The sequence below is a fragment of the Sulfitobacter sp. CB2047 genome, assembly GCF_000735125.2.
Classification (GTDB): domain Bacteria; phylum Pseudomonadota; class Alphaproteobacteria; order Rhodobacterales; family Rhodobacteraceae; genus Sulfitobacter; species Sulfitobacter pontiacus.
This window is the reverse complement of sequence record NZ_CP072614.1, coordinates 113,786-138,078: the sequence shown is the minus strand read 5'-3', so window position 1 is coordinate 138,078 and position 24,293 is coordinate 113,786. Positions and strand designations below refer to the sequence as shown.

Here is a 24,293-nt window from a genome sequence, read left to right as displayed (position 1 = left end):
TGATCCATGCTGACAAGCCAGACACTGTTGAACAATTTCACAAGCACGAACCAAAGCTCGGCGCAGGATTCACTGGGTCAGTTGGGCGAGGATTATACCAAGTTCCTGACCCTGCTGACCGCGCAGATCCAGAACCAGGATCCGCTTGAGCCGGTCGATAGCACGCAGTTCGTCGCACAGCTTGCGCAGTTGTCGCAGGTGGAACAAGCGGTGCAGACAAACACGCAGCTTGAGACATTGACCAGCCAGATCAGCGGCTTGCTGAATCTGGGGGGCACCGATCTTCTGGGGCGCGATGTCACGGTGCAATCCGATGTGGTGATGCTGGAAGATGGCACGAGCTCGACCTCATACGAGGTGGGGGCCGGCGCAGCCGAGGTCAGCGCGAAAATCTATGATCCGCTGGGACGCAATGTGCGCACGATCAACGGCCTGTCCACGGTATCGGGCACCACGAACCCGCTGGGGTGGGATGGCAAGGACGATTACGGCAACGCGCAGTTGGCGGGGAAATACACCGTGGTGCTGACGGCGAAAGATGCCGCTGGCAACAATATCGCGATCCAGCCGTCGCGCAGTGCCCGCGTCGAAGATGTACGTTTCCGCGAGGGAGAGATCATCTTTGGTCTGGACGGCGGCGAAACGGCGTCGTCGATCACCGTGAAATCGGCGAGCTGATCGGGTCCGTCAGTTGCGCAGGCTGGTATTGGCGTAAAAGCTGTTCAGTCGCGCCGTACGGACCGCCGGGAAATTAACGTAGAGCTTGCGCACGATTTGCGCGGCAAGCTCCGCTTTGCGGGCTTCTTCTTCGATCGGTTGGGCGAGGCTCAGGTCGGTTTCTGCAAGCTCGGCGATCGCTGACACTGTGGCGTCACGCAAACGGGCGCGCCCGACGGCACCGTTGATCTCGTGAAACGACGAAGCCCCCATGACATAGACATCCATGTCAAACACCAGATGCAGGATTTTGCGGCTCTGGATGATCTGCATGGTGAATTTGCCCAAGGGCATCTTGAACATCAGCTCTTGCGACGCCGCCTGATCCGAGGGGGCCGATGTCGTTGGCCGCATAAAGCGTTCCCCGACATAGCCCATGGCCCCCGCACCAATCACGCAAACGGCGATGATGATGTATTTGATCACACCCGCGTCCCGCCTTAGTAGGGCAGGAACACTTCAAGCGCGTCCTGACCGTAGCGCGCGGTTTGCACCGTCGAAATCTGCCCGCGTCCGCCATAGGTGATCCGTGCCTCGGCGATCTTGTCGTAGTCGATGGTGTTCCCGACGTTGATATCGGACTGGCGGATGATGCCAGCGATGCGCAGCTCGCGCAGTTCGTTGTTCACCTTGACCTCTTGCCGTCCGGCGATCACGAAATTCCCGTTGGGTAGGGTCTGGATCACAAGGGCGGCCACCCGCAGACGTATGGTCTCGTTCCGGCGGATCGACCCTTCGCCTTCGCTGGACGAGCTGCTCGACAGGCCAATCAGCTGCCCGCTGTCGGTCGAGGTGTCGAAGTTCAGGATATCGGGGTCGTCCACCCCAGTGGAGGAGGACCGGCTGCGCCCTGTGGCATTTTGCAACTGCGCGCGGTCATCGATATCGATCAGAACGGTGACCAGATCGCCCACGTCGCCGGCGCGACGATCCTGAAACAGACGCGGTGTTGAATTGCTCCAGAGGCTGGCCTGATCGGCGCGTTTGGGCTGTTCGGGCGCTTTGGGCAGAGGCATCGGGATGCTCACGCGGTTGACCTCGCCCATGTGGTCGGGGCTGAGCGTCAGATCGCTGACCGTGGGGTTGTGGGTTTCCTGAAAATCACCACAGGCCGCCAGAAAAAGCGCCGAAGCTGCAAGCAGACAGCCGAGCCGAGCGGGAAAACGAAGGGATGTCATTGTACGACCTCGACGACGCCTGCTGCCATCGCGATGGTCGACAGGGCCTTGTTGCTGGAAAGATTGACGACGCGCAGTTCCTGACCCTTATGGGCATCATCCAGGGCACGTCCTTTGGCCGTTAGCTGCAGCCCGCCGTGGGTCAGGCGGATTTTGACCTTTTCACCGCGGCTGATGATACGGGGCGGCATGACCGAATTGCGCGGGACGGGGCGGCCGGTGACCAGCATACGACGCACCTGCTGGCCGACGAGTTGATCATACTCATTGATCGCATAGCTACCGACCCGCTGCATCGGCATTTCGACCAGCGATACGTCCTGGGCGCGGACGATTTCATCGGGCACGATGCGCCGGTTGGGAACAGGCACGGTCAATGTCACCATCGCCAGACCCCATACGCGTTGCGGGACACCGCTGTCGGTGACCACATTTGCGATGAATTGGCCCGAGTCAGGGTCGATCCAGAACTCCTGCACGAAGTTACCCTTCTTGATCATCCCCTCGGCCATGCGGATATCCAGCTTGGCTTTCGCGGGCAAAGTTGCCCCCAGTTCGGCGACGGCGCGTTCCTCGATCAGGTCGGTCACGGGCACGGCTTGTGCAAGCGCAGGGCCCGCCACCACAAGAGCGGCGGCAAGCTGGAACAACACGAAAAGGGCAATGGCAACACGTTTCATCGGTTCAACCCGTTACTTGATCTGGTTCGTGGTGGTCATGATCTGATCGGCGGTCTCGATCGCCTTGGAGTTCATCTCGTAGGCGCGCTGTGCCGAAATCAGGTCGGTGATCTGCTGGATGATATTGACGTTCGACTGTTCAAGATATCCCTGCCGCGTGATGCCGACGCCGGGGGTGCCGGGGACGTTCTGCACAGGCTCACCCGACGCGGCGGTCTGCTCCATCAAGTTGTCACCGACAGGTTTCAGGCCCGCTTCGTTCAGGAAGGTCGCAAAGTTCAACTGGCCCAGTTCCACCGGTTCAGGGTCGTTTTCAACATAGGCCATGACCACGCCTTCTTGGTTGATTTCAACCTGACGGGTCAGTTCGGGCACGATGATCGCGGGCTCTACCTCATAGCCGTTCAGGGTGACCAGCTGGCCTTCGGCGCTCAGCTGGAAGTTCCCGTCGCGGGTAAAGGCCTGTGTGCCATCGGGACGGTTCACGGTGAAATAGCCGCGCCCCTCGATCGCGAGGTCCAACTGGTTTTCGGTCTGGATCAAGCCGCCCTGGATGTTGTGACGGATCACGCCCGCCGCTTGCACGCCCAAGCCGATATCAGTGCCTACGGGCCGCGCAGTGCCTTCTTCGGAGGTCAGCGATCCGGCGCTCGCAAAGCTTTGATAGACCAGATCCTGAAACGCGGCGCGCCCGCTTTTAAAGCCGGTGGTATTGGCGTTGGCGATGTTGTTGGCGATGACGTCAACGTTGGTCTGTTGCGCCAACATGCCCGTGGCCGCGATCCCGAGTGCTTTCATCTTATGCTCCTTCCGGCGGCGTTATACGCGCCCAAGTTTCTGGATGGCCGTGCGGGTCAGATCATCGTCCGACCCCATCAGTTTGACCGAATTCTCGTAGGCCCGTTGGATGTCGATCAGACGGGTCATTTCAAGGACGGCGTTCACGTTGCTGCCCTCGATAAAGCCCTGCTTGACCTGTGGGTTCTCCATCTGCTGCGGCTGGCCTGCGTTCGGGGGCAACTGGTACATGCCCGCGCCCATGGGCAGCATCTGCGCCGCCTCGTTGATCGCGACAACGCTGACCGCGCCAAGCACCGCGCCTTGGGGGTTGGTCACGGTGCCGCTGGTGGTGATCACCACTTCGTCCCCCACATCATCGGGCAGCACGACAGGCCCGCCGCCCACGCCAAGCAGGGGCATACCACCTGCGGTTTTCAATTGGCCGTCGACATCCACAACAAGGCGCCCGTGACGGCTGTAACCGGTTTCGCCGCCGGGCAGCTGGAAGCTGAGCCAGCCATCACCGGCCACGGCGATGTCCATCGGGTTGCCGGTCTGCATCAAGGGGCCGTCGGCAAGTTCAAGGTATGTCCCGCTTTCGCGCACATAGTTGATCGCGTTGTCGCCGCTGCCATCGGGCACGGATTCAAGCACGGGGTGGATCGCCTTGTAGCCCGAGGTCGTGGCGTTGGCGAGGTTATGCGCCGTCGTGTCCATGCTGCGGGTCAGCGCGGTTGCCTGAGAAAGCGCCACATAACTGATATTGCTCATCTCATCCTCCGGCGGTGCTGAAGCATCACGAAAAAACGCATTGTACATGTCATTGCAAATACAAATTTTCATGAATACAAGGATAAGGCAAGTTCTATTTACACTCTCAAGGATAGGTGTGCGCCAGTATATTTGCATAACGGTCGTTAAGGCGTTGCTGGTTCTTGCGGTTCCGGCGGGTGTACTTGTGGCCGCGCCCTCTGATGCGGTTGATACGCTGGATCACAGCGCGTTGGACGCAGGGCAGACATGGCGGCGGGATCTGGATTTGCGGCGCTGGTCTCCGGACGGGTTGCGCGATGATTTGCGGCACAGCATTGCCAAGCTCGGCAGCCAACGGGGCAGCGACCAGACGCGGGTGATGATGGATGTGGCCGAACTGTATATGGCCCATATGCTGCTGTTCGAGGCGGGCTCTATCCTTGCCGAAGTGACCCCTGATACGCCGGTTCATAAGCGCCGTCACCGTGCGCTGTCCGACGCGGTGCGTCTGCTGGCGGGGGAGGCACCGACCGCGGTAACGCCCCCATTCAACACGTCTCCGCTGGCGGGCAACCGACCGGATCGCGCCTTTTGGGCCAGTCTGGACGCGATTGCCACCTCCGACGTTCGGCGCTTGTCGGATAATATCGAGCCAAGCTTTGGCGGGCTGAGCACACAGCCGGAGTCCGTCGTGCGGGCCGTTCTGCCGGTGTTGCTTGAAGCGGCGATTGAGCTGGATAAGCGCGAATATGTCGACGCGACCCTGCGCCTGCTGGACGAAATGCCAGAGCTGGCCGGGGCTGAATCCGGTACATTCCTGCGTGCACGCGCCGCGCAAAAGCGGGGGGACGCGGCGACCGCGCTCAAGATCTATCTGGAAGCGGCAGAGGGCTGGGACCAATACGCCGTGCGCGCCCGTTTGGCGGTTGCGGATATGGCGCTTGCCGATGGCGGAAGAGGCGCGCTGCTGGCGGCACAATCGACCCTAGAAGGCGGATCAGAGGCGTGGCGCGGCGGGCGGTACGAGCTGGAAGTATTGCGCCGGCTTGAACGGGTGTACCACGCATTGGGCAATCATCCCGAAGCCGTGTTGACCCTTGGCCGTATTCTGCTGCGGTTCCCCGAACCTGCCGAAGCCGCCCCGATTGAGGCGCAGGCGCAAGAATTGCTGGCAGATATCTATAAAGCAGGGGGCGAGGGGCAGTATCCGCTGTCGGCTTGGGTCGCGCTGCATCTGCGTTTGCTGCCCTATTTCCGCTATACCGACGGGTTCACGGCGCAGATTGAAACACTGGGTGACTACGTCTTGAAACTGGGGTCGACCGATCTGGCGGCCAAGGAATACCGTCGTGCCGTGCGTATCTTGCAAGAAAAGCAGGAAGAACAAGGCACCTCCCGCGCGGCCGAGATTTTTCGCCTGAACATGAAGCTTGCGCAAGCGCAGGTGCAGGGGGGGCAATTCGCCGATGCACGGCTGACGTTGGAACTGATGGACGTCAGCGTCGCCCCCGAGATGGAGGAGGCGCATCAGAGTTTGCTGGCGCAAACCCTCTCGAAACTGGGGGATAAGCCTGCGTTGCTGAAGGCGTCCGTCGATGCACCAACGGCGCAGCATTTGCGAGATGTGGGGCTCGCGCTATCAGAAGAAGAGCGCTGGCCGCAGGCGGCGGACGTTCTGTCGCAGCTTTGGCGGACATATCCGCAGGATTTTTCCTTGCAGGATGCCACACGCCTGTTGATCGCGGCCTATCGGTCCGAAGACCAAGAGACGCTACAGCAGGTGACGCGTTCGTTTCCCAGTCTCACGCCATCTAAAGATTTGATTTCGCTGGCAAATAGCATATCCGAGGTGCGCGATAACGTGCTGCCGCTGAGCGCGGGCGGGGCGGCGAAGCGGCTGGAGCAGCTAGAGAATGCCTTTGAAAGCATCGCGAATTCAGGGATATCTCCATGAATTCGGCTGCAAATTTCGGCTAAACCAAGGTTAGACAAAAATAAATCGAGAAAATTTAACCTTCTTTAAACCAATTCGATTATTTGTCCTGTTAGGCAAGAATACCAAGAACGACAACGAGGTAGGAAAATGAGCATTTCAAGTGCGCTTCAGACGGGTGTCAGCGGGCTGCGCGCCAACTCCAAGGCGGTTGGCAGCATCTCCGAGAACATCGCAAACTCGAACACGGTGGGGTACCGCCGCGGGTTCGCGCATATGGTCACGACCACTGCCTCGGGCGGGAATGGCGACGGGGTCCTGTCGGTCAACGCTGTTGAAGAGTTGGACATCGCGACAGCAGGCGGCCTGATCTCGACCAACTCCTCTACCGATCTGGCGATTGGCGGGAACGGTTTCTTCGCGGTGTCGATGAACCCGAACGAGACAGTGCAGACCAACTACATGCTGACCCGCGCGGGGTCGTTCCTGCCGGATGAACAGGGCAACCTGAAGAACGCGGCGGGATACTATCTTGCGGGCTACCCCTACGGGCTGGAAGGGGACATCGGGTCGGTCGACCGGACGTCCTTCAAGGATATGGAAACGGTTAACATCGGCAATCTGAACATCTCTGCCGGCGTGACGTCGACCATCACCGCCTTTGGCAATCTGCCATCGCAGGACACAGGCCAAGCCGATCCGGGCGCACCTTTTGTCACCTCGTCCGAAGTGTTCACCGCCTTGGGTGAAAGCCAGCGCGTGAGCTTTTCCTGGGCACCTGGCACCACGGCGAACACATGGGATCTGGCGATTGCGGATCAGAACGGCAATGGGCTGGGCAGTGTCACGATCGAGTTCAATAACGCCGGACCTGCGGCGGGCTCTCCGCTGAGCTATAGCAACATCAATTCCACCGCGACGGCACCTGCCGCCTTTACCGTGGACCCTGCGACAGGCGTGGCGACGATCACCCTTGATAACGGGGTTGTCCCGCAAGAGATCGACATCACTCTTGGCAAGCCCGGCGCATTTGACGGGATCAGCCAGTTCGCGGGGGATTTCAGCCTCGCGTTTGATCGGGACGGGTCCAGCGCGGGCGAGCTGGTGCGCACCGAGATCACCGAAGACGGTACATTGTTCGGCGTTTTCGATAATGGCATGCGCCGCGCGCTTTATGACATTCCCGTCGCTGTCGTCGCCAACCCCAACGGGCTGGTCGAAGTGAAGGGCAACGCCTATCGCCTGTCGGGTGAAACAGGGTCGTTCTCTGCGTTGCAGGCCAATTCTTCGACCGTGGGGTCGATCAACGCCGGTGCCCTTGAAGGGTCTAACGTGGACATTGCGCAAGAGATGACCGACCTGATCAAGGCGCAACGGGCGTTTTCGACCAATGCCAAAGTGATCACCACCGTCGACGATATGATGGATGAAACCACCCGTCTGAAACGATAAGCCAGACGGTCTGACCGGAGCATGACATGAGCCTTTCGGGCGCGCTGAATTCGGCCACAGCCGGTTTGCATACGACACAGGGTCAGTCGCGGATCGCGGCGGATAACGTGTCGAATGCGATGACCCCCGGTTATGTCCGGCGCGAGGCGGTGCTGGTCACCGCCAGCGGCGGGCAGGGCGGTGCCGTCATCAGCGAGGTCCGCCGCGAGGTCGATGCGACGCTGCAACGGATGTCGCGGCTCGAAAACAGTCGGATGACACAGTATCAGTCTATTCAGGAAGGGCTGACCACCTATACCGCCTATCTGGGGCAACCCGGTGACGGCACATCGCCCGCAGACCGATTTAACGATTTCCAGAACAGCCTGACAACATTGGTCAATATGCCGTCGTCGAACGGGGCGCAGACATCCGTTGCGCTGGCGGCAGAGGATTTGGTGCGGTCGGTCAAAGGGGCGGCGACAACGCTGTCCACGACGTTGAACGACGTGAATATGGAAATCCGCTATGAAGTCGCGGACCTGAACACGGCCCTATACCAGTTGCGCGATCTGAATGCCTCGGGCAGCGGCTTTACCCCCGGTTCGCTGGAGGCCGCGCAGTTTGATGAAAAGGTCGACACGATCCTTGACCAGATTTCCGGGATCGTTGACACGCGGATACATCGGTCTTCGAACGGATCGATCAGCCTTTATACGGTCAGCGGGGCCGCATTGCTGGAGGGGCGCGTCGTACAGGATGTAACCTTTAACCCCAGTGACGGCACATTGATGGCGGGCAATCAGGATATCACCCCGTTCAAAGACGGTGTGCGTGGTATTCAGCACGGCAGTCTTGCGGGGCTTTCCGAGCTGAAGAGAGAGACTATACCGCAGTTTAGTCAACAGTTGGACGAATACGCGCGGGGGCTGATCCAGACCTTTGAAGAGGCCGATGCCAGCCTTGCGCCGGGCGAGGCGGGGCTGTTCACAGATAATGGGATCGCGTTTGATCCGGTAAATATCACCGGTCTGGCAAGCCGTTTGCAAATAAACAGCAAGATCTCCTCTACCGGCGATGCGGAAGTTTGGCGTATCCGCGATGGTCTGGGGGCCACGTCCCCCGGTGCAGGGTCTGAAACAGTGCAGATCAACGCATTTCTGGCAGGGCTCGACACAGCGATGAATGCGGCGACGGGCACGGGTATTCCCGCCGAGGTCACTTTGCGCGATTTTTCGGCAGAGATGATCACCAGCCAAGCGGCCACGCGCGCGCGGGCAGAGAATGACTTTAACGCCGCGGCCTCTGCGGCCGAGGTCGTGATGTCCGCGCGGCGCAATTCTGAGGGTGTGAATATTGATGACGAGATGCAGCAACTGCTGTTGATTGAACAAAGCTATGCGGCAAACTCCAGAGTGCTTACAGCAGTGTCAGAGATGATCGACACGCTGATCGCAGCGGTATGAGGCAGGGACAATGGTTCTAGGTATCAGCAGTTTTTCGTCGTTCCAGTTTAACCTTTTCAACCGTCAGAACGTGCAGCGCACGACGCTGGAATTGCAACGGGTGAGCGAAGAAGTCTCTACCGGAAAAAAGGCCGACATCTATGCCGATCTGGGCCCGCGCGCGGCCTCGGTGATGAAGCTGCACGGGCGCGAGGCGAATACCCAGACCTTCATGACATCGAACGAGGTGCTGGCGAGCAAGCTTGACGCGATGCTTGCGTCCGTCGATGCGGCACGCACGCAGGTACAATCGGTGCTGGAAAGCGCGCTGGTCAATGCCACACGCAATGGCAACGGGGCCGAGGTGTTGCAGATGCAGGCCCGCGCCGCGCTGGAAAGCCTCGTGTCGACGATGAACACGTCGTATAATGGCGAGAACCTGTTTTCGGGGCTGGAATCCAACAAGACTTCGCTGACCCGCTGGCCCGAAACCAGTGCCGACACAGGCCGTTCACCGCAATCGGTGGTCGAAGAGATTTTTGGCGCCGGTCCAACCGACCCAGCCAGCGCCCAAGCCATCGCGGATCAGCTAGAGACCGTGTTCAACTCGCAAGACGCCGACGCCAGCCGGAACTTTCAGGGCACCTTCTATCAAGGCTCGCCCGAGCGTGATGCCAGTGGGGCCGAGACAAAGCAGATCAGCGCCTGGGTGAATACCGGACAAGAGGTCGTCTACGGTGTGCGCGCCAACGACCAGTCTTTCCGCGATGCCTACAAAGGGTTGGCGATGCTGGCCGTGACCGACGTGAGCCAGATGGACGAAGCGGCCTATAGCACCTGGATGTCAGAGGTGGTCGATAGCCTGTCGGCGTCGCAAGAGGGTATGTTGGATATTTCGGCGCGGATCGGGTTCAACCAGCAGATCGTTGAGAAGACCCAAACGCAGCTGAACGATCTGTCGCTTGTGCAGCGGACGCAAATCTCGAACTACGAAAGTGTTGATCCCTACGAGGCGATCACGCGCATGAATAGTCTGGAGACACAGTTGCAGGCGAGCTATCAGGTCTCCTCGCGGCTTTCGAGCCTGTCGATCCTGAATTACCTGCGCTGATCAGCCGGCTTTCGACGTCACTTCGGGCGAGCTTAGCTTGTAGCCGCGGCCATGGACGGTCTCGATATACTGCCAGCCTGATTTTGACGCGGAGGCGAGCTTTTTGCGCAGTTTGCAGATGTAGACGTCGATGACCTTATCGAAGGGCTGATCGATGCTGCTGCCGTAGATTGCGTCATAAATCGCGTCTTTAGAGATGACTTTGTTCGAGTTCAGCGCAAGATGCTGGAACACCGAATATTCGCGTTTTGACAGTTTGATGCGGCTGCCTGATACAATCGGATCGCGCCCGTCGAAATAGGCGGTCAGTTCTCCGACGATCACGCTTTCAGAGGCATGGCCATAGTGACGCCGGATGATCGAATTGGTCCGCGACAGAACTTCGGCCCCACGGATCGGGCTGACGATCACATCATCCGCGCCAAGGTTCAGCAGGTCCGACGTATCCTTGGCGTTGCGGAAATCCTTGAGCACGATGACAGGGTTAACGCAGCCTGCGGTACGCATCGCGCGGATATATTCACGCGTATCGTCGCATTCACCGATCAGAACCGCATTGGTCTGGTGGCCGGGTTGCAGCAAAGGGCCAAGGCCCGTCGTGAAAAACTCGGCGGTGACGAACTGAAGCTCGATACCTGCGCTGCGCAGCTCTGCCGTAAGGCCGGCGCATCGTTCTTTCCGCTGTTCGAAAATATACATGCGCATGTTTGTGTGCCCTAAACCCTGACTATTCCTATCGGTAGCAAGTATATTCTGCGGTAGCAACAATTAATAGATGATTTAACTTGTATAAATCCGGTTATTACGTGATTATGCCAAGGATAGTTGAACTGTTCTTGTACCGGAGATTTCGCAATGGCGCACGGCCAGCGACGCCCCATGACCCGCCTGCTGCGCTGTCTGCAGGCCCTTGCCGCCGCAGCACTGTTGGTTGTGCCCGCGATGCCGTCCTGGGCCGAGGTCCGGATCAAGGATATTGCGCATTTTGAAGGTGTGCGGGAAAACCATCTGATCGGATATGGCCTCGTTGTTGGGCTTTTGGGGACGGGGGACAAGCTGAACTCCAGCCCATTCACCCGTGAATCCATTCGCGGGATGCTTGAACGGCTTGGCGTTGCGAACCTTGATGGCGAGGCGCTGAAAACCAAGAACACCGCCGCCGTGATGGTGACGGCCAAGCTGCCCCCGTTTGCGCGGCGCGGCTCGCCCATCGATATCACCGTCTCTTCGCTTGGAGATGCGACAAGTCTGCGGGGCGGCACCTTGTTGATCACCCCGCTGACGGGCGCGGATGGTGAGGTCTATGCCGTGGGGCAGGGCGCCGTTGCGGCCTCGGGCTACCGGGTGGATGGCAATGCCGCGAGCGTTGTGGATGGCGTGCCGACCATTGCGCGGATCGAAAACGGGGCTATCGTCGAACGCGAGATCGAATTCAGCCTCTTTCAGCTCGACAGTATCCGGATTGCGCTGAACAACCCTGATTTCACCACGGCGGATCGCGTGCGCGAAGCCATCGCGAAACACCTTGGGTCCAGTCAGGTCGAGGTGCTGGATTCCGGCACGATCGAGGTCTGGGTCGGTGACAAACGCAACGCGCCCGAGACGATCATGGCGGTGGAAAACCTGCTGGTCACGCCGGACGCCGTAGCGCGGGTCGTGATTGACGAAAAATCGGGCACCATCGTCATGGGCTCGGACGTGCGGATCGCGCAGGTCGCGATCAGCCAGGGGGGGCTGACCGTGCGCGTGCGCGAGAATTTCGGCGTCAGCCAGCCCGGTCCGATCAGCCTTGGCGGGAATACGGCCGTGATCAGCGAGGAACCTATCTCTATCGGGGGGACGACCGTGATCGTGCCGGAAACCGAGATTGATATCGAAGAAACTGACGGCAGCTTTACCATTCTCAACGGTGACGTGAGCCTGCAAGAGCTTGTCGACGGGCTGAACGCCATCGGCGTCGGCGCGCGGCAAACGATTGCGATTTTGCAGGCCATCAAGGCCGCAGGGGCGCTTCACGCCGATCTGGAGATTATCTGATGACCGGTTCAATCCCCCCGTCCCCGCCCGTATTCGATATCGCCAAACCCGACCGCGCGGCGCAGACAGGTAAAGAATTCGAAAAGGTGTTCTTAACCCAGTTCGTCGACGAGATGATGAAAACCGCCGGTGCCTCTGCTTTCGGCGGGGAACAGCAGGCGGATATGTGGCGGTCCTTCATGTCCGAAGCCGTCGCCGGCCAGTTGGTAGAGCAGGGCGGTTTGGGCTTTTCCGGTAGCGTGTCGCAAATGCTGGACGCCTACGGGCAGGGCAAAGCCAAATTTTCGGAGCAGGGCGAATGACCCCGCGCACCTTCCGTTTCGGTCAACGCGGCACCGCGCCCGAGGGCGAGGCCCCTGACCAGCTGGTGCTGACCCCGCAGGACGAGGAAAACATCCACGCTTATGTGGCGAAAATCCACGACACCATCGACGTGCTGAACCGCGAGGTCCAGGCGATCAAAGCCGGCAATCTGGATGTCGTCAGTGCGATCTTCGACGAAAAATCCCGCGCGTTGAAGTGGCTGGAGCTACAAACCCCGCTGGTCGAACCCTTTATGGATCACCCGATTATGGTTGAGCTGGAGGTGAAGGCACACCTCAAGCAGTTAAAGGGTGCGATTGAAGAGGATAGCGCAATTTTGTCGCGCATGGCCGTCGCCGCCCGCACCATTCTGCGCGAGGTCAAAAAGATCAGCAATCGCAATGCGCTAGACGGAAATTATGGCAAGATGGGCCAGCGTGTGAGCGGCGTTGCGGATAAGAATATGCACGTCGATCAGAAATTCTAACGCGCGTTCCGTCGATTTTACCCAATTTGTTAACCCTGCTTTAACCTGAACTGCTATGTAGTTCAGGTTAGCCTTTACGGCTGACCTCAGTCAGAAGACTGGATCAATACGAGAAGCAAGGAGAACATTAAATGTCGTCCATTCTCACCAATAGCTCCGCAATGAACGCTCTGGCCACGTTGAAAGACGTGAACCGTGGGCTTAACGATACCCAAACCCGTGTTTCCACAGGTCTGAAGGTTTCTTCCGGTAAAGACAACGCTGCCTATTTCGCCGTCTCCGAGACGATGAAAGGCGACAGCGGCATGTTCAAAGCCATCAACGAAGGCATGACCGCGACCAAGAACTCCGTTGCGACGGCCCGTCTAGGTGCCGAAACCGTTTCCGACATCGCACAGCAGATGGTCGAACGCATCGCTTTTGCTCAAAGCGACGGTATCAACAAGCAAGATGTTCAAGATGAGCTGGTTGCTCTTGCTAAAAATATGCAATCGGCGATCGATCAGGCGACCTTTAACGGGGATAATCTTGTAGACGGGGTTCAAGCCGCGGCTGGCCCTGTTACAGTTGTTAATGGTGTAAGCCGTGACGCCACAGGTGCATTTGGCGTTACCTCGTCCACTTTTAATGCAGTAGATTTGCAGACAATCCAAACTACGCTCGCTGCGATTGATGTTACTGATTCTGCGACAACAATGGATGCAAAGCTTATCGCCGCAGAAGGCGAGCTCGGAAAGGCGATCTCGGCCGCCACATCTCTGGGCATCACCGAGAACACCCTCGACGGCCAGATGCAGTTCATCGAAAGCCTGACAGACACGCTGGATTCCGGCGTGAGCTCGATGGTTGATGCGGATATGGAAGAAGAAGCGGCGCGTTTGCAGGCCTATCAGGTTCAGCAGCAGCTGGCGACGCAGTCCTTGTCGATTGCAAACCAGGCGCCTCAGAACATCCTGAGCTTGTTCCGTTAATTCGGCTTCGGCTTTTTATGAAAAACCCCTCTCCACCACTGGTGGGGAGGGGCCCTGACGAAGCACCTACCGGCTTGGACAGAGGTCCCGCCGGTTTTTTATTGCGCCTGACCAGCCTCGGCGCGGGCGCGTTCTTCGAAAAAGCTGCGCAGCGGGTCGTCGATGCCGGATTCCAGTATCATCCGGTAGGTGTCGGCAAAGCCTTCGGCGGCTGGGGTCTTGTCGCCGCGGCTTTGTGACAGAAATGGGCTGGCCGCGCGGAAAAATGTGATGGCTTGGTCCGTTTCCGGGTCGGACCCCGCTTTATACGCTCCCAATCGGATCAGATCTTCCATATCGGCGTAGCGGCCCAAGGCCTTGCGCGCGACTTTGGTGATCTCGTATTCTTCGGGAGAGTGGCAGCCCGGCAGCATCCGTGACAGCGATTTTTGCAGGTCGATCGCGGGGAAACGCCCCTGTTCGGCGATGCGCCGGTCGAGCACCAGATGCCCGTCCACGATCCCGCGCACCGCATCCGCGATGGGTTCGTTCATATCGTCCCCATCTACCAGCACCGTATAAAGACCGGTAATGTCACCTTCTGCCGCCATGCCGGGGCCCGCACGTTCCAACAAATGGGGCAATTCGCTGAACACCGACGGCGGATAGCCCCGCAGGGTTGGCGGCTCGCCGCGGGCGAGGCCGATTTCACGCTGCGCCATCGCAAAACGGGTGACGCTATCCAGCAGCAGCAGCACCTGCTTTCCCGTCGATTTGAAGTATTCGGCAATTGCGGTCGTGGTTAATGCGGCCTGTTTGCGCAGCAGCGGTGCCTCGTCCCCGGTAGAGACGACGACAACGGCGCGGGCCATGCCTTCTTCGCCCAGATCCTCCTGGATGAACTGTTGCACCTCGCGGCCGCGTTCGCCGATCAGCCCGATGACAATCACATCGGCATCCGTATTGCGGGCCAGCATGGCCATCATGGTCGATTTGCCGACACCTGAACCCGCGAAAACACCCATCCTCTGGCCGCGGCAAATCGGTGTGAAAATATCAATACATTTGATCTGTGTTTCCAGCTTCTCGCCCACTTTCTTGCGGTCGAATGCACCGGGTGGGTTGGCGCGAAAGCGGGTTTTGCGGCGCGGGCGGCGCGCGCGGGTGTATTGCGTGAGCGGGCGGCCAAGCGCATCGACCACCGTGCCGATCCAGCTGTCGTCGGGGGATACCATATCGTCATGCTCAATCAATTCGACGGTATTCCCGACGGACACGCCCTCCCATGTGCCGAACGGCAGAACGCAAAGATCACTGCTCTGTGCGCTGACGACTTCGCCATCGATGTGTCCTGCGGGGGTGTGCACCCGGCATTGGCTGCCGATCGCTGCCATCGCCTCTAGCCCGCTGACGGTGAGGGTCATGCCAGTGATGGACCTGACGGTGCCCGAGATCTTTGCGCTGGCGCATGAATAGATGGACTTTTGCAGGTTTGCGAAGGCAGAAGTCAAAATATACTCTTTCGAAAATATTCTATCCTTGCTATATAACAAGGATAAATAATGAGTCTAGTATGAATACAGATCCCACATCCTTGTTCAGTCTTGCACCCAAGCGTTTGCAGTGGCTTGCCACGCGGCAGAATGTCGTGTCGGAGAACATCGCGAATTCTGACGTTGCGGGATACCGCGCGCAGGATGTGCAAAGCTTTGCCAGCTATTTGGAAGACGCAGGTCGGTCGCAACGTTTGCAGGAGGCCGAGGTGGTTGAGGCGCGGGTTCTGGGTGGCACTACGGCAACCGGGAATAACGTGAACCTGGAAGAGCAGTTGGTCGAGGCGAACAGCGCCTCGGGTCAGTTTCAAATGGCCGCGAGCCTGTACCGCAAAGCGCACGAGATGGTTTACGCCGTCGCTGGCCGGAAATAACGGAGAGACGCGCGATGGATTCCCTTTCCAGAATTTCGGCAACAGCAGCCAGCGGGATGCGGGCGCAGGGTGATCGGTTGCGCATCGTCTCTGAAAACCTTGCTAATGCCAGTTCGACCGCGCAAACGGCGGGGGGCGACCCGTATCAGCGCAAGACGATTTCTTTTGAAAGCGCTACGGATCCGTCAACGGGGGCAGCGATTGTGCAATCTGCAGGCGTGCTGCGGGATGATGCCGATTTCACACTGCGGTATGAACCATCCCACCCCGCGGCGGATCAGAACGGCTATATCAAGATGCCGAACGTGAACCCGCTGATCGAAATGAGCAATATGCGTGAAGCCGCGCGCAGCTATGAAGCAAACCTTTCGATGCTGGACAAGGCGCGTGACATGCGCCGTCAGTTGGTCGAGCTGTTGAAGTAAGGTGCCAGAATGACAGATTTTTCCGCCATCCGATCGTCCTATGTTGAAGCCGCCTATGCAAAGACGGTGCAGGGCGAAACGCGGGGTGCAAAACCCGCTGGTCCCGCCCCCAAGGATTTTGCCCAGATGGTCGGCGATGCCGCGTCGCAGGCCGTGGATTCGGTGCGCGAAGGCGACCAGATGGCGATCAAGGGGCTGACAGGGCAAGCCAGCCTGCAAGAGGTTGTTCAGGCCACCATGGCGATGGAGCAGACAGTTCAGGTTTCGGTCGCGCTGCGTGACAAACTGGTGGAAGCGTACCAAGAAGTTATGCGTATGCCGGTTTAACGTCAGGTTAACACGCGCCATGTTTTTCGGAGGTCCGCTGTGGATTCTGTCACTATCTACGAAATCATCCGGCAGACGTTAACCGTGACATTGATCGGATCGGCACCTGTGCTTGTTGTGGCGCTTGGCGTCGGGCTTGCCATCGCGTTTTTCCAGGCTTTGACACAGATTCAGGAAATGACGCTAACGTTCGTGCCCAAGATCGCTGCGATTTTTGTGACGCTCGCCATCAGCATTCCTTTTATTTTTTCGACACTTGTCGGGCTCTCGGACCGGGTGTTTGATCTTGTCTCCAACGGGGGGCTCTAGGGTGCGCCTCACCGTCTTGTTCATGGTTCTCTTGCTGCCCGTCTCTGCCTTGGCGGACAAAGGCGGTTGGACGGGGTTTTACACGTCATCCGCTCCTGCCGTGAAGTTGGGTCGGCAAAACGCCACGTCAAACCCGATGCGCGTCTGCGTGGACGAGATCCTTTTGGCTGAACAGCGCTATAACATTCCCGGTAACCTGTTGCTGGCGATCGGGATTCAGGAAGCTGGCCGTCAGGTGAACAACAAGCTGGTGGTATGGCCGTGGACCGCAAACACAAACGGTACCGGCACGTTCTTTGGCAGCAAGCTCGCATTAGAAGCGCATGTGCGCGAGACAGAGGGCCGCGGCATCCGGTCCACGGATGTGGGATGCATGCAGATTAACCAACGGTGGCATGGCGACCAGTTCTCCTCGCTGGAAGAGGCGACGACGCCAGCGCATAACGTCGATTATGCCGCACGTTTTCTGACCGCGCTATATCACGAGACAGGCGATTGGTGGCAGGCCGCCGGCCGGTACCATTCGTCTAACCCCAGCTACAAAGCTGTTTATCTGCAGAAGTTGCAGCAGAACCAGCGCATCGCCCAGGCATTCCTGACCCGCTTTGCAAGTGATGTCAGCCCGGGCAATAGCACCCCGCAGCAGGTTGCAGTCACCCGCGAGATGCCCGATTTCAACTGGAGCGCCGATCTGAGCGGTGCAAACTCCGGCAAAGCGGGCGGCGCGCTGTCTATCTATTCTACGCAGGCGTTGGCCCCCATCCTGCCCCATTACGCAGAGGTCAACTGAGCGTGGCGACACCAGACACAAATCCGCAGCCCTTCAGCTTTGCCAAGCTTAGCGGTGCCAATCGCGACATCGGGTTCGCCGTGGGGATGGTTCTCATCCTGGCGATGTTGTTTATTCCTTTGCCTCCCTTCTTTCTGGATCTGGGTTTGGCGATTTCCCTCGCGTTGTCCGTTCTGATTCTCATGGTGGCCCTGTGGATCGGTACACCCTTGGAATTTAACTCCTTTCCGACGCTTTTGCTGGTCGTCACGATGCTGCGTCTGGCACTCAACGTATCCTCCACCAGATTAATTTTGAGTGAAGGCCATAACGGACCAGGCGCTGCGGGGAATGTCATCGAGGGATTTTCGCAGTTCATTCTGGGCGGCGACTTCATCATCGGCATTATTGTTTTCACAATTCTGGTGATCATTAACTTTATCGTCATCACTAAGGGCTCTACTCGAATCGCGGAGGTTGCGGCGCGATTCTCGCTGGATGCGATGCCGGGCAAACAAATGGCGATTGATGCCGATCTCGGCGCCGGTGCCATTACGGAGGAGGAGGCGAAACTACGGCGTAAAACGGTCGAGGAAGAAAGCTCGTTCTTCGGGGCGATGGACGGTGCGTCCAAGTTCGTCCGCGGGGATGCTGTTGCAGGGTTGATCATCACGCTGATCAACGTTTTTGGCGGCATTATGATCGGTATGATCAGCCACGGACTGAGCGTGGGCGACGCGATGAGCCGCTATACAGTGCTAACGATCGGTGACGGTTTGGTCACTCAAATCCCGGCGTTGGTCGTGTCTCTTGCCGCTGGTTTGTTGGTGACCAAAGGCGGAACACTGGGTGCGGCGAACGAAGCCGTCTTGGGGCAGCTCAGCAATTTCCCCAAGGCTTTGTATGTCGCGGCGGGACTGACATTCTGTATCGGTTGGCTGCCCGGCTTTCCGTTGATGATCTTTCTCGCGCTCTCTGCCGGGATGGCGGGCTTTGGCTATATCATGCAGAAGTCTTTTCTGGAGCGCGACAAAGCCGAGAAGCTCGCCGCCGCGCGCGACGCGGCACCTGTTGAGAGTGCTGAAGACAAGCTGTCGGATATGCTGCGCGTTGATGATGTCCGGCTGGATCTCGGCTCTGGTCTCGTGCCGATGATTACCTCGGTGAATGCGGCGCTGCCGGGTAAGGTAAAAAGCCTGAGGTCGTTGTTTATAAAGGACTTCGGGTTTGTCTTGCCGTTGGTTCGGATCAAGGACGATGCGGAGCTTCCCGCCTATACCTACGCCATTTCCCTGCAAGGGGTGGAGGCCGCCCGTGGGGAAGTGGACCCGATGATGATGATGGTGATTAACCCGTCGGGCCAAGAAATTAACCTTCCCGGCAAACGCACGCGCGAACCGACCTTCGGGTTGGAAGCGATTTGGGTTGACGAAACGCGCGCATCCGAAGCAGAGCTCATGGGGATGACTGTCGTTGATCCGGAAAGCGTGATTACCACGCATCTGACCGAGGTGATCAAGGAGCATATGCCCGAGATCCTGACCTATGCCGCGACGCAGGAATTGATCGAGGGGCAGGGCAAGGAATATCAGAAACTGCTTTCAAGCGGCTCTGACAGCAGTTCTGCTGTTATGTTGCAGCACGTCTTGCAGGCGCTGCTTGCAGAGCGGGTGTCGATCCGAAATCTGTCGATGATCATCGAAGCGGTCGCGGAGGCAAGCGCCACGTCCAAGAATATCCGCACAGTGATCGAGCACGCCCGTAGCAAACTGGCTAAACAAATTTGCCAATCCTTGAAGGATTCTCAAGGATATGTGCCCGTCATAAATCTGGGTGGAGATTGGGAGCGCGAGCTTGCGAGTTCGATCTCTAAAGCGAACGGGGAAGAGACCTTCTTGATGTCGCCGTCGCGGGTGCAGGAGTTTGTTCTTGCAGTACGCAAGGAAATCCAGAAGTTTTCGAGCGCAGATGAATGGCCGGCCATTTTGGTCAGCCCGCAAGCGCGGCCCTACGTCCGGTCGATCCTCGAACGGGTGAGCCCCATGACCCAAGTGATTTCGCACAACGAAGTCCACCGCAAAGCGTCGCTACGTACTGTTGGCACCGTCGGTTAACCGATCGTGGCAATCGAACCCTTCATCTCGACGCTATTTTTCTCTTTTTTTGTGGTGTTTGCCCGCATTGGCACGGCGCTGATGTTTATGCCCGGGTTTGGGGAGGTGCAGATTCCGGTGCGCCCGCGGCTGTCCTTGGCGGTGCTGATCAGTCTTTCCCTGCTTCCGCTGACGCCCATTGCAAGCGCGCTGCCTGATAGCGCGGTGACCGCGGTGTTCCTGTTGGGCGCCGAGGTGCTGATCGGGCTTTGGATTGGTCTTTGTGCGCGTATCCTATTGTCAGCATTGCAGTTTGCGGGGTTCCAGGTCGGGCAGGTGTCTGGTTTGGCAAACGCTTTTGGCCCGTCGTTCGGGTCGTTTGAAGGCGCGACGATGGTGGCGACCTTGCTGCTGATGAGCGCGGTGACCATGATCTTTGTCACAGACACCCATCATCTGATCATCCGCGCATTGCTTGCCAGCTATCAGGTGTTCCCGCCCGGACAGTTCGTGCTCGCCGATCTTGCTGATCAAATACTCCGTGTCGCGAGTGCGAGCCTTTACATCGGGACGGCAATTGCGGCCCCCTTCTTTGTGATGGGGGTGATTTTGAACCTTGGCATGGGGCTGGCAAACCGGATGATGCCACAACTGCCCGTGTTTTTCGTGGCGGCATCGCTGTTGATCGGGGCAGGGCTGATGATCCTTGCTATCGCCCTGCCGGCCATGCTTGATTACTTTCTAGTGCGATTCCAGGAGTGGATCATGGGCTTTAGGATCTAATCATGGCCGAGAATAGCGACAGCACGGAAAAGACCCTAGAGCCGACCGAAAAGAAGCTTAAGGACGCGCGCAAGAAAGGGGATGTCCCGTCGTCAAAGGAGACGGGAAACATGGTCGTTGTCGTGGCGATGTTAGGGATCGCCGCCTTGGTCTTGCCCTATCAGGCCCCGCAAATCGTCGTCGCGCTGTCGGTTCTGCTGGACCATTCCCCAAATCTGATGGTCGCCACGGGGGAGCCGGGGGTGATCCGGCTGGGGCAGATCATGAGCGAATTTTTTTATATGATCGTGTGGGCAGTCCTTCCTATCTTTGGCGTTTTGTTTTTGGGCGGCGCGATTGGCGCTGTGATTCAGGGTGAAACCGTCGTTGCGGCAGAGCGTATCAAACCTAAGCTTTCCAAATTGTCACCGTTGGAGGGGTTGAAGCGTCTTTTTTCGGCCAATGCGCTGGTCGAATTCGCAAAAAGTATCGTCAAAGTCTTGGCGATCGGTGGGCTTGCCGTGTGGTTCACGAATGAAGCGGTGCGGCGTATCTGGACCTCGTCGGGCTTTATCCCTGAGCACCTGCCGGGCTATCTGACCGCCGCTGCTGTTAAGCTGTTGATTGCGGCTGCAATTCTGCTTGTGCCAATCGCGATTGCCGACATTCTGTGGCGTCGTTTTGATTGGCGGCGCAAGCAAAGGATGAGCCAGAAAGACATCAAGGACGAGCATAAGGAATCCGAAGGCTCCCCCGAAATCCGGCAGAAACGGGCGCGTCGCCGGCGCGAACTGTCACAACAGCGTACAATCACTGCTGTGCCTTTGGCGGATGTCATTCTGACCAACCCGACCCATTATTCAATCGCGCTGAAATACGACCCGGCGCAGGATATGGCCCCGGTCTGTATCGCCAAAGGCGCAGATCATCTGGCGCGGCGCATCCGCGAAGTGGCTGCGGAGCACGATATTCCGATGATCGAGAATAAACCGTTAACGCGAATGCTGTATGACGAGATCGACGTCGATCAGGTCATTCCCGTCGCCCATTGGGAAATTGTCGCCGAGATCATCAGCTTCGTCTTTGACCTGCGCAACAATAAAAAGCGGGCGGCACCGCAGGGGTCTACCCTGCGGACCGATCCATATTAACGAAGCTTGATACCTGTAAGATCTTGATCCGCCGGAAGCTGCGAACGTTCCAGAATGATTTTGGAGACGGCGCGCGCCCGTACAGGCGGGATCTTTGCAAGGATAGGCGCAGCTGTTCTTGGCTTCATGGTGCCAAGGATCATAATCGTCGTCTCGATGTCCAGATCATCCATGATACGCGCCGCATCGGTCGGCTTCATATTCGTGTAAAGCTGGATCAGACGATCAAGGTCTTCGGTCTGCGCGGCATCAACGCGACCCAGCAGATCCTCGATAGAGGTCTTGAGCTCGGTCAGAGATGCTTTTTCGATGTTAAGCCGTTCGCGGGCCAGCGCAAACTCAGCACGTTGGTTTTCCAGCTCTTCCTGCTGCAACCGCACCAATTCGCGCTCTTTCGTGAGCGAGATCAAAACGTCTTCGGGCGCTTCGCAGCCGTTTGATAGTTCGGGCAGGTTGCCCACCAGCGGCGGTGCATCCTGAACTGGTTGCAGGCCCGTTTCCTCTTTGGTTTCAGCGGCAAGAACGACCATCGGCTGCTGCGGCAGCGCGCTATCCTTGAACAAGGGCAATTCAGGAAAGGATAGCGCGGCTTTGGCGCAGAGCGTCAGGGCCAGCCCCCCAAGGATAATTTTCCCGTTCAACATACCTGGTCCAAACATCTATCAGCCCTTTGCCGCAGAAGAATTTTCGAAAAACGCGCGCACCATCTCTTTTTTATCCCGTACCACACGCACGCCGTTGCGTTCTGCCGACGCTTGCTTGGTCGCGCGGCGGCTGGCGAAAGAGGCGGCTGTTTCTTCGGGCGGAGGAGGCGCTTCGACGGGGGCCGGCGCACGTTGCGCGGTTTCGATGCTTTCGCGCATGTGGTGCACAGATTGTTCGGATTTATCGACCGCAGAGGAAAATTGTTCGACCAGCGGTTCAAGCTGTTTCAACGTCGCCGTCAACTTGCGCAATTTCATCGAAACCACGTAGCCATAGCCGATGCTGCCGATCAGCAATACGACGATCAGGCTGTCAATTATCGTTGCCATCATCTTCGTGGTCCTCCAGAATTTCCAGCTTTTCGGTAATTTGCACAGCCACATAGCCGTTGTTGCGTTTGCCCAACGACACGTTGAACATCGGGGTGTCGGCACAGGTCACAGTGGCATCGCGGCCTTCCTCGATGCCGAAATCAATGGTGTCGCCGGGCCGCCATGACATGATTTTTTGGAGCGGAAAGACGTTTTCGGACAGGACGACATCCAGATCGACGTTCGCCCGTTCGATCTGCGCCCCGATCAACCCGCGCCACTGGTCTTGCGACACCATACGGTCGCCGAAATAGACTTTGCCCAAGTCGGGCAAGATCTGTTCAAGTGCGTCATAGGGGATAACAAGATCAAGGTTTCCGGTATTTCCTGCAAGGGTCAACGAGAGCCGTAACCGCGCGCAAAGGCTCGTGTTTTTGGCAATCGCGGCACCTTCGGCCTCGGTTTCGATGCGATCGAGTTCGAGGTTCGCAGCCCCCACAACCGACAACGACCGCTCCAACTCGGCAAAGACGGCAGAGGCGAGCCGTTCGCCAAAGCCGAGCTCGATCGCGGTAAAGGGATCGGTGTTGTCGAGATCGACGTTCTTGGCGTTCCCGCCCAGCATCAGTTCAACCGCGGTCATAAGCACCGCTTGATCCATCACCACAAGGATTTCACCAACAAAGGGGTGACCTGTGCCAACGGCCAGAAACGTGGGCTTGGGCAGCCCTTCGATCACTTTGCCCATGGGGATATAGTCAAGCGAGGCGAGTGAGGCTTCACACATGGCGCGCATCAGGTCGGGCAGGGCAACCGACAGGTTTTCGACCATGCGATCGCCAATGATGTCGAGCATGGGCAGGCGATCAAAGGTGAAATCCGACATGCGGATGATTTCGTCGATCAGGGTGCTGCCTGCTTCGTCGGGTCGCCGTGCTGTTGTGTCGCTCTCGCTCATCGCCGCCTCCTACTGCACGATCAGGTCTTTGATCAGGATTTCCTGCGGCAGATCGCTGCCCACGGCGGCGCGCGCCCGTTTCAGCAGTTCGGCCTTGATATAAAGAATGCCCGCCATGCCGCGCACGTCGTTTTCGGTCAGCCCCCGCAGGTAGCCGTTGAAAAGATCGCGCATGAAGGGCTGACGTTCGACCATCAGCTTGTCCGCGCCCGCATCGGGCCGGTAGGCGACCATCAGGTTCACCTTAAGAAACGCCGATGTCGGCGTGCCGTTCTGATCGAAACCTTGGATGTTGGTCAGCATCTCGCCTAGATCAATCAGCCCTGTGCTTGCGGCCCTGGTGTCATCGGCGTGGTCTTCGGCATCACCCTCGTCCTTGGCGTGGTCGTCTTTACCATGATCTTCCGCGTCGGCGTGATCATCCTTGGTGTCCGTCTGATCGGCTTCTTCGCTTTTGTACTCGGGTTCGAAGGCTTCGGCGTCTTTGACGTAGGCCGCACGGGCAAGGAAAAAGCCGCCGCCCAAGGATACCACGCACATAAGTGCGGCCGCGATCAGCATTTTACGTGACCCGCGTGGCCGGTCCGCTGCGTCAGCAGAGGCGGCCTGCTTTGCCGCAGCTGGCTTTTTTTTTGCTTTGTCGGCCATGTGGAAACCTTAACTTGGTGTTAATGCCACATTCCCCTTTTAAGGGCAAAAACACAAGGTTAAAAATTGTTTAATACTTGCCTTGAGGCATGAATTGATCAAT

The 24,293-nt window shown here is 58.2% G+C and carries 28 protein-coding genes; 17 read left to right on the top strand and 11 right to left on the bottom strand.

All coding sequences use genetic code 11. The features are described from left to right. The first annotated feature begins 6 nt into the window (after positions 1-6). The gene (locus IV89_RS16815; RefSeq protein ID WP_037942021.1) at positions 7-678 is read left to right on the top strand and encodes a flagellar hook assembly protein FlgD; all 672 of its coding nucleotides are present in this window, start codon (positions 7-9) and stop codon (positions 676-678) included. 9 nt (positions 679-687) lie between these two features. Here the strand turns inward: IV89_RS16815 and IV89_RS16810 are convergent, their stop codons facing one another. The 5 genes from IV89_RS16810 to IV89_RS16790 are packed head-to-tail and all read right to left on the bottom strand — an operon-like array spanning position 688 to position 4,126. Then, entirely contained in the window at positions 688-1,143 is a 456-nt protein-coding gene (locus IV89_RS16810; RefSeq protein WP_037942022.1) for a hypothetical protein, read from the bottom strand. 14 nt (positions 1,144-1,157) lie between these two features. After that, on the bottom strand, positions 1,158-1,895 hold the full coding sequence (locus IV89_RS16805) for a flagellar basal body L-ring protein FlgH (protein WP_005849010.1): 738 nt from the start codon (positions 1,893-1,895) through the stop codon (positions 1,158-1,160). Further along, positions 1,892-2,575: a flagellar basal body P-ring formation chaperone FlgA gene (gene flgA, locus IV89_RS16800; RefSeq protein ID WP_037942023.1), complete on the bottom strand. Its 684-nt coding sequence runs from the start codon at positions 2,573-2,575 to the stop codon at positions 1,892-1,894. The genes IV89_RS16805 and flgA overlap by 4 nt, the downstream gene beginning before the upstream one ends. Positions 2,576-2,587: 12 nt before the next feature. Continuing rightward, positions 2,588-3,373 (bottom strand): flagellar basal-body rod protein FlgG, encoded by a 786-nt coding sequence (gene flgG / locus IV89_RS16795; RefSeq protein ID WP_005849013.1) that lies wholly within the window; start codon positions 3,371-3,373, stop codon positions 2,588-2,590. A gap of 21 nt (positions 3,374-3,394) precedes the next feature. Then, complete coding sequence (locus tag IV89_RS16790; protein WP_235183701.1) at positions 3,395-4,126, bottom strand: flagellar hook-basal body complex protein; 732 nt, start codon at positions 4,124-4,126, stop codon at positions 3,395-3,397. 118 nt (positions 4,127-4,244) lie between these two features. On the opposite strand from IV89_RS16790, the gene IV89_RS16785 reads away from it, so the two are divergent. The 4 genes from IV89_RS16785 to IV89_RS16770 all read left to right on the top strand — a co-directional run bounded on the left by IV89_RS16785 (position 4,245) and on the right by IV89_RS16770 (position 10,028). After that, the gene (locus IV89_RS16785) at positions 4,245-6,062 is read left to right on the top strand and encodes a hypothetical protein (RefSeq protein WP_235183702.1); all 1,818 of its coding nucleotides are present in this window, start codon (positions 4,245-4,247) and stop codon (positions 6,060-6,062) included. Between the two features lie 129 nt (positions 6,063-6,191). Continuing rightward, positions 6,192-7,493, top strand: a complete 1,302-nt coding sequence (locus IV89_RS16780; RefSeq protein WP_005849017.1) for a flagellar hook-basal body complex protein — start codon at positions 6,192-6,194, stop codon at positions 7,491-7,493. A 26-nt stretch (positions 7,494-7,519) separates the two neighbouring features. Next, entirely contained in the window at positions 7,520-8,938 is a 1,419-nt protein-coding gene (gene flgK, locus IV89_RS16775; protein ID WP_037942028.1) for a flagellar hook-associated protein FlgK, read from the top strand. Positions 8,939-8,948: 10 nt separating this feature from the next. Beyond that, positions 8,949-10,028 (top strand): flagellin, encoded by a 1,080-nt coding sequence (locus IV89_RS16770; protein ID WP_037942030.1) that lies wholly within the window; start codon positions 8,949-8,951, stop codon positions 10,026-10,028. Here the strand turns inward: IV89_RS16770 and IV89_RS16765 are convergent, their stop codons facing one another. Further along, positions 10,029-10,733: a response regulator transcription factor gene (locus tag IV89_RS16765; protein WP_005849021.1), complete on the bottom strand. Its 705-nt coding sequence runs from the start codon at positions 10,731-10,733 to the stop codon at positions 10,029-10,031. A gap of 174 nt (positions 10,734-10,907) precedes the next feature. Between IV89_RS16765 and IV89_RS16760 the strand changes: the two genes are divergently transcribed. From IV89_RS16760 to IV89_RS16745, 4 genes are all read left to right on the top strand, one after another. Then, a complete protein-coding gene (locus tag IV89_RS16760; RefSeq protein WP_009824349.1) occupies positions 10,908-12,065 on the top strand; it encodes a flagellar basal body P-ring protein FlgI in 1,158 nt (385 codons plus the stop codon). Further along, positions 12,065-12,367, top strand: a complete 303-nt coding sequence (locus IV89_RS16755) for a hypothetical protein (RefSeq protein WP_037942032.1) — start codon at positions 12,065-12,067, stop codon at positions 12,365-12,367. Before IV89_RS16760 ends, IV89_RS16755 begins: the two co-directional genes overlap by 1 nt. Further along, a complete protein-coding gene (locus IV89_RS16750) occupies positions 12,364-12,855 on the top strand; it encodes a hypothetical protein (RefSeq protein WP_037942034.1) in 492 nt (163 codons plus the stop codon). The genes IV89_RS16755 and IV89_RS16750 overlap by 4 nt, the downstream gene beginning before the upstream one ends. Positions 12,856-12,986: 131 nt before the next feature. Next, positions 12,987-13,826: a flagellin gene (locus tag IV89_RS16745; RefSeq protein WP_037942037.1), complete on the top strand. Its 840-nt coding sequence runs from the start codon at positions 12,987-12,989 to the stop codon at positions 13,824-13,826. Positions 13,827-13,924: 98 nt separating this feature from the next. Here the strand turns inward: IV89_RS16745 and IV89_RS16740 are convergent, their stop codons facing one another. Then, positions 13,925-15,316, bottom strand: a complete 1,392-nt coding sequence (locus IV89_RS16740) for a FliI/YscN family ATPase (RefSeq protein WP_037942039.1) — start codon at positions 15,314-15,316, stop codon at positions 13,925-13,927. A gap of 62 nt (positions 15,317-15,378) precedes the next feature. On the opposite strand from IV89_RS16740, the gene IV89_RS16735 reads away from it, so the two are divergent. Genes IV89_RS16735 through IV89_RS16700 form a run of 8 tightly spaced genes read left to right on the top strand, consistent with a single transcriptional unit; the run spans position 15,379 to position 21,568 of the window. Further along, positions 15,379-15,732: a flagellar basal body protein gene (locus IV89_RS16735; protein WP_037942041.1), complete on the top strand. Its 354-nt coding sequence runs from the start codon at positions 15,379-15,381 to the stop codon at positions 15,730-15,732. A gap of 14 nt (positions 15,733-15,746) precedes the next feature. Further along, a complete protein-coding gene (gene flgC / locus IV89_RS16730) occupies positions 15,747-16,157 on the top strand; it encodes a flagellar basal body rod protein FlgC (protein WP_074636865.1) in 411 nt (136 codons plus the stop codon). Positions 16,158-16,166: 9 nt separating this feature from the next. Continuing rightward, entirely contained in the window at positions 16,167-16,484 is a 318-nt protein-coding gene (locus tag IV89_RS16725) for a flagellar hook-basal body complex protein FliE (protein ID WP_005849033.1), read from the top strand. A 39-nt stretch (positions 16,485-16,523) separates the two neighbouring features. Then, complete coding sequence (locus IV89_RS16720) at positions 16,524-16,793, top strand: flagellar biosynthetic protein FliQ (RefSeq protein WP_005849035.1); 270 nt, start codon at positions 16,524-16,526, stop codon at positions 16,791-16,793. 1 nt (position 16,794) lies between these two features. Next, a complete protein-coding gene (locus IV89_RS16715; protein ID WP_235183703.1) occupies positions 16,795-17,583 on the top strand; it encodes a lytic transglycosylase domain-containing protein in 789 nt (262 codons plus the stop codon). 2 nt (positions 17,584-17,585) lie between these two features. Next, the gene (gene flhA, locus IV89_RS16710) at positions 17,586-19,676 is read left to right on the top strand and encodes a flagellar biosynthesis protein FlhA (RefSeq protein WP_037942043.1); all 2,091 of its coding nucleotides are present in this window, start codon (positions 17,586-17,588) and stop codon (positions 19,674-19,676) included. A 6-nt stretch (positions 19,677-19,682) separates the two neighbouring features. Next, on the top strand, positions 19,683-20,438 hold the full coding sequence (locus tag IV89_RS16705; protein WP_037942046.1) for a flagellar biosynthetic protein FliR: 756 nt from the start codon (positions 19,683-19,685) through the stop codon (positions 20,436-20,438). Between the two features lie 2 nt (positions 20,439-20,440). Further along, the gene (locus IV89_RS16700; RefSeq protein ID WP_005849043.1) at positions 20,441-21,568 is read left to right on the top strand and encodes a flagellar type III secretion system protein FlhB; all 1,128 of its coding nucleotides are present in this window, start codon (positions 20,441-20,443) and stop codon (positions 21,566-21,568) included. On the opposite strand, the gene IV89_RS16695 is transcribed toward IV89_RS16700, so the two are convergent. From IV89_RS16695 to IV89_RS16680, 4 genes are read right to left on the bottom strand one after another with little or no spacing between them, the layout of a single operon-like run. Then, on the bottom strand, positions 21,565-22,227 hold the full coding sequence (locus tag IV89_RS16695) for a hypothetical protein (RefSeq protein ID WP_005849044.1): 663 nt from the start codon (positions 22,225-22,227) through the stop codon (positions 21,565-21,567). The two genes, IV89_RS16700 and IV89_RS16695, sit on opposite strands and share 4 nt — an antisense overlap. A gap of 3 nt (positions 22,228-22,230) precedes the next feature. Continuing rightward, the gene (locus tag IV89_RS16690) at positions 22,231-22,605 is read right to left on the bottom strand and encodes a hypothetical protein (RefSeq protein ID WP_037942048.1); all 375 of its coding nucleotides are present in this window, start codon (positions 22,603-22,605) and stop codon (positions 22,231-22,233) included. Further along, positions 22,586-23,542 carry a flagellar motor switch protein FliM gene (locus IV89_RS16685; RefSeq protein ID WP_005849047.1) on the bottom strand — a complete coding sequence of 319 codons (957 nt, stop codon included), beginning with the start codon at positions 23,540-23,542 and terminating at the stop codon, positions 22,586-22,588. Before IV89_RS16685 ends, IV89_RS16690 begins: the two co-directional genes overlap by 20 nt. A gap of 9 nt (positions 23,543-23,551) precedes the next feature. Continuing rightward, positions 23,552-24,190 (bottom strand): flagellar basal body-associated FliL family protein, encoded by a 639-nt coding sequence (locus IV89_RS16680; RefSeq protein WP_037942050.1) that lies wholly within the window; start codon positions 24,188-24,190, stop codon positions 23,552-23,554. Positions 24,191-24,293 lie beyond the last annotated feature (103 nt).

What these genes read in the sequence shown, in the direction of transcription:
- IV89_RS16815 (WP_037942021.1), top strand. Translation starts at nt 7, where the DNA reads ATGCTGACAAGCCAGACACTGTTGAACAATTTCACAAGCACGAACCAA.
- IV89_RS16805 (WP_005849010.1), bottom strand. Translation starts at nt 1,895, where the DNA reads ATGACATCCCTTCGTTTTCCCGCTCGGCTCGGCTGTCTGCTTGCAGCT.
- flgA (WP_037942023.1), bottom strand. Translation starts at nt 2,575, where the DNA reads ATGAAACGTGTTGCCATTGCCCTTTTCGTGTTGTTCCAGCTTGCCGCC.
- flgG (WP_005849013.1), bottom strand. Translation starts at nt 3,373, where the DNA reads ATGAAAGCACTCGGGATCGCGGCCACGGGCATGTTGGCGCAACAGACC.
- IV89_RS16790 (WP_235183701.1), bottom strand. Translation starts at nt 4,126, where the DNA reads ATGAGCAATATCAGTTATGTGGCGCTTTCTCAGGCAACCGCGCTGACC.
- IV89_RS16780 (WP_005849017.1), top strand. Translation starts at nt 6,192, where the DNA reads ATGAGCATTTCAAGTGCGCTTCAGACGGGTGTCAGCGGGCTGCGCGCC.
- flgK (WP_037942028.1), top strand. Translation starts at nt 7,520, where the DNA reads ATGAGCCTTTCGGGCGCGCTGAATTCGGCCACAGCCGGTTTGCATACG.
- IV89_RS16770 (WP_037942030.1), top strand. Translation starts at nt 8,949, where the DNA reads ATGGTTCTAGGTATCAGCAGTTTTTCGTCGTTCCAGTTTAACCTTTTC.
- IV89_RS16765 (WP_005849021.1), bottom strand. Translation starts at nt 10,733, where the DNA reads ATGCGCATGTATATTTTCGAACAGCGGAAAGAACGATGCGCCGGCCTT.
- IV89_RS16760 (WP_009824349.1), top strand. Translation starts at nt 10,908, where the DNA reads ATGACCCGCCTGCTGCGCTGTCTGCAGGCCCTTGCCGCCGCAGCACTG.
- IV89_RS16755 (WP_037942032.1), top strand. Translation starts at nt 12,065, where the DNA reads ATGACCGGTTCAATCCCCCCGTCCCCGCCCGTATTCGATATCGCCAAA.
- IV89_RS16750 (WP_037942034.1), top strand. Translation starts at nt 12,364, where the DNA reads ATGACCCCGCGCACCTTCCGTTTCGGTCAACGCGGCACCGCGCCCGAG.
- IV89_RS16745 (WP_037942037.1), top strand. Translation starts at nt 12,987, where the DNA reads ATGTCGTCCATTCTCACCAATAGCTCCGCAATGAACGCTCTGGCCACG.
- IV89_RS16735 (WP_037942041.1), top strand. Translation starts at nt 15,379, where the DNA reads ATGAATACAGATCCCACATCCTTGTTCAGTCTTGCACCCAAGCGTTTG.
- flgC (WP_074636865.1), top strand. Translation starts at nt 15,747, where the DNA reads ATGGATTCCCTTTCCAGAATTTCGGCAACAGCAGCCAGCGGGATGCGG.
- IV89_RS16725 (WP_005849033.1), top strand. Translation starts at nt 16,167, where the DNA reads ATGACAGATTTTTCCGCCATCCGATCGTCCTATGTTGAAGCCGCCTAT.
- IV89_RS16700 (WP_005849043.1), top strand. Translation starts at nt 20,441, where the DNA reads ATGGCCGAGAATAGCGACAGCACGGAAAAGACCCTAGAGCCGACCGAA.
- IV89_RS16695 (WP_005849044.1), bottom strand. Translation starts at nt 22,227, where the DNA reads ATGTTTGGACCAGGTATGTTGAACGGGAAAATTATCCTTGGGGGGCTG.
- IV89_RS16690 (WP_037942048.1), bottom strand. Translation starts at nt 22,605, where the DNA reads ATGATGGCAACGATAATTGACAGCCTGATCGTCGTATTGCTGATCGGC.
- IV89_RS16685 (WP_005849047.1), bottom strand. Translation starts at nt 23,542, where the DNA reads ATGAGCGAGAGCGACACAACAGCACGGCGACCCGACGAAGCAGGCAGC.
- IV89_RS16680 (WP_037942050.1), bottom strand. Translation starts at nt 24,190, where the DNA reads ATGGCCGACAAAGCAAAAAAAAAGCCAGCTGCGGCAAAGCAGGCCGCC.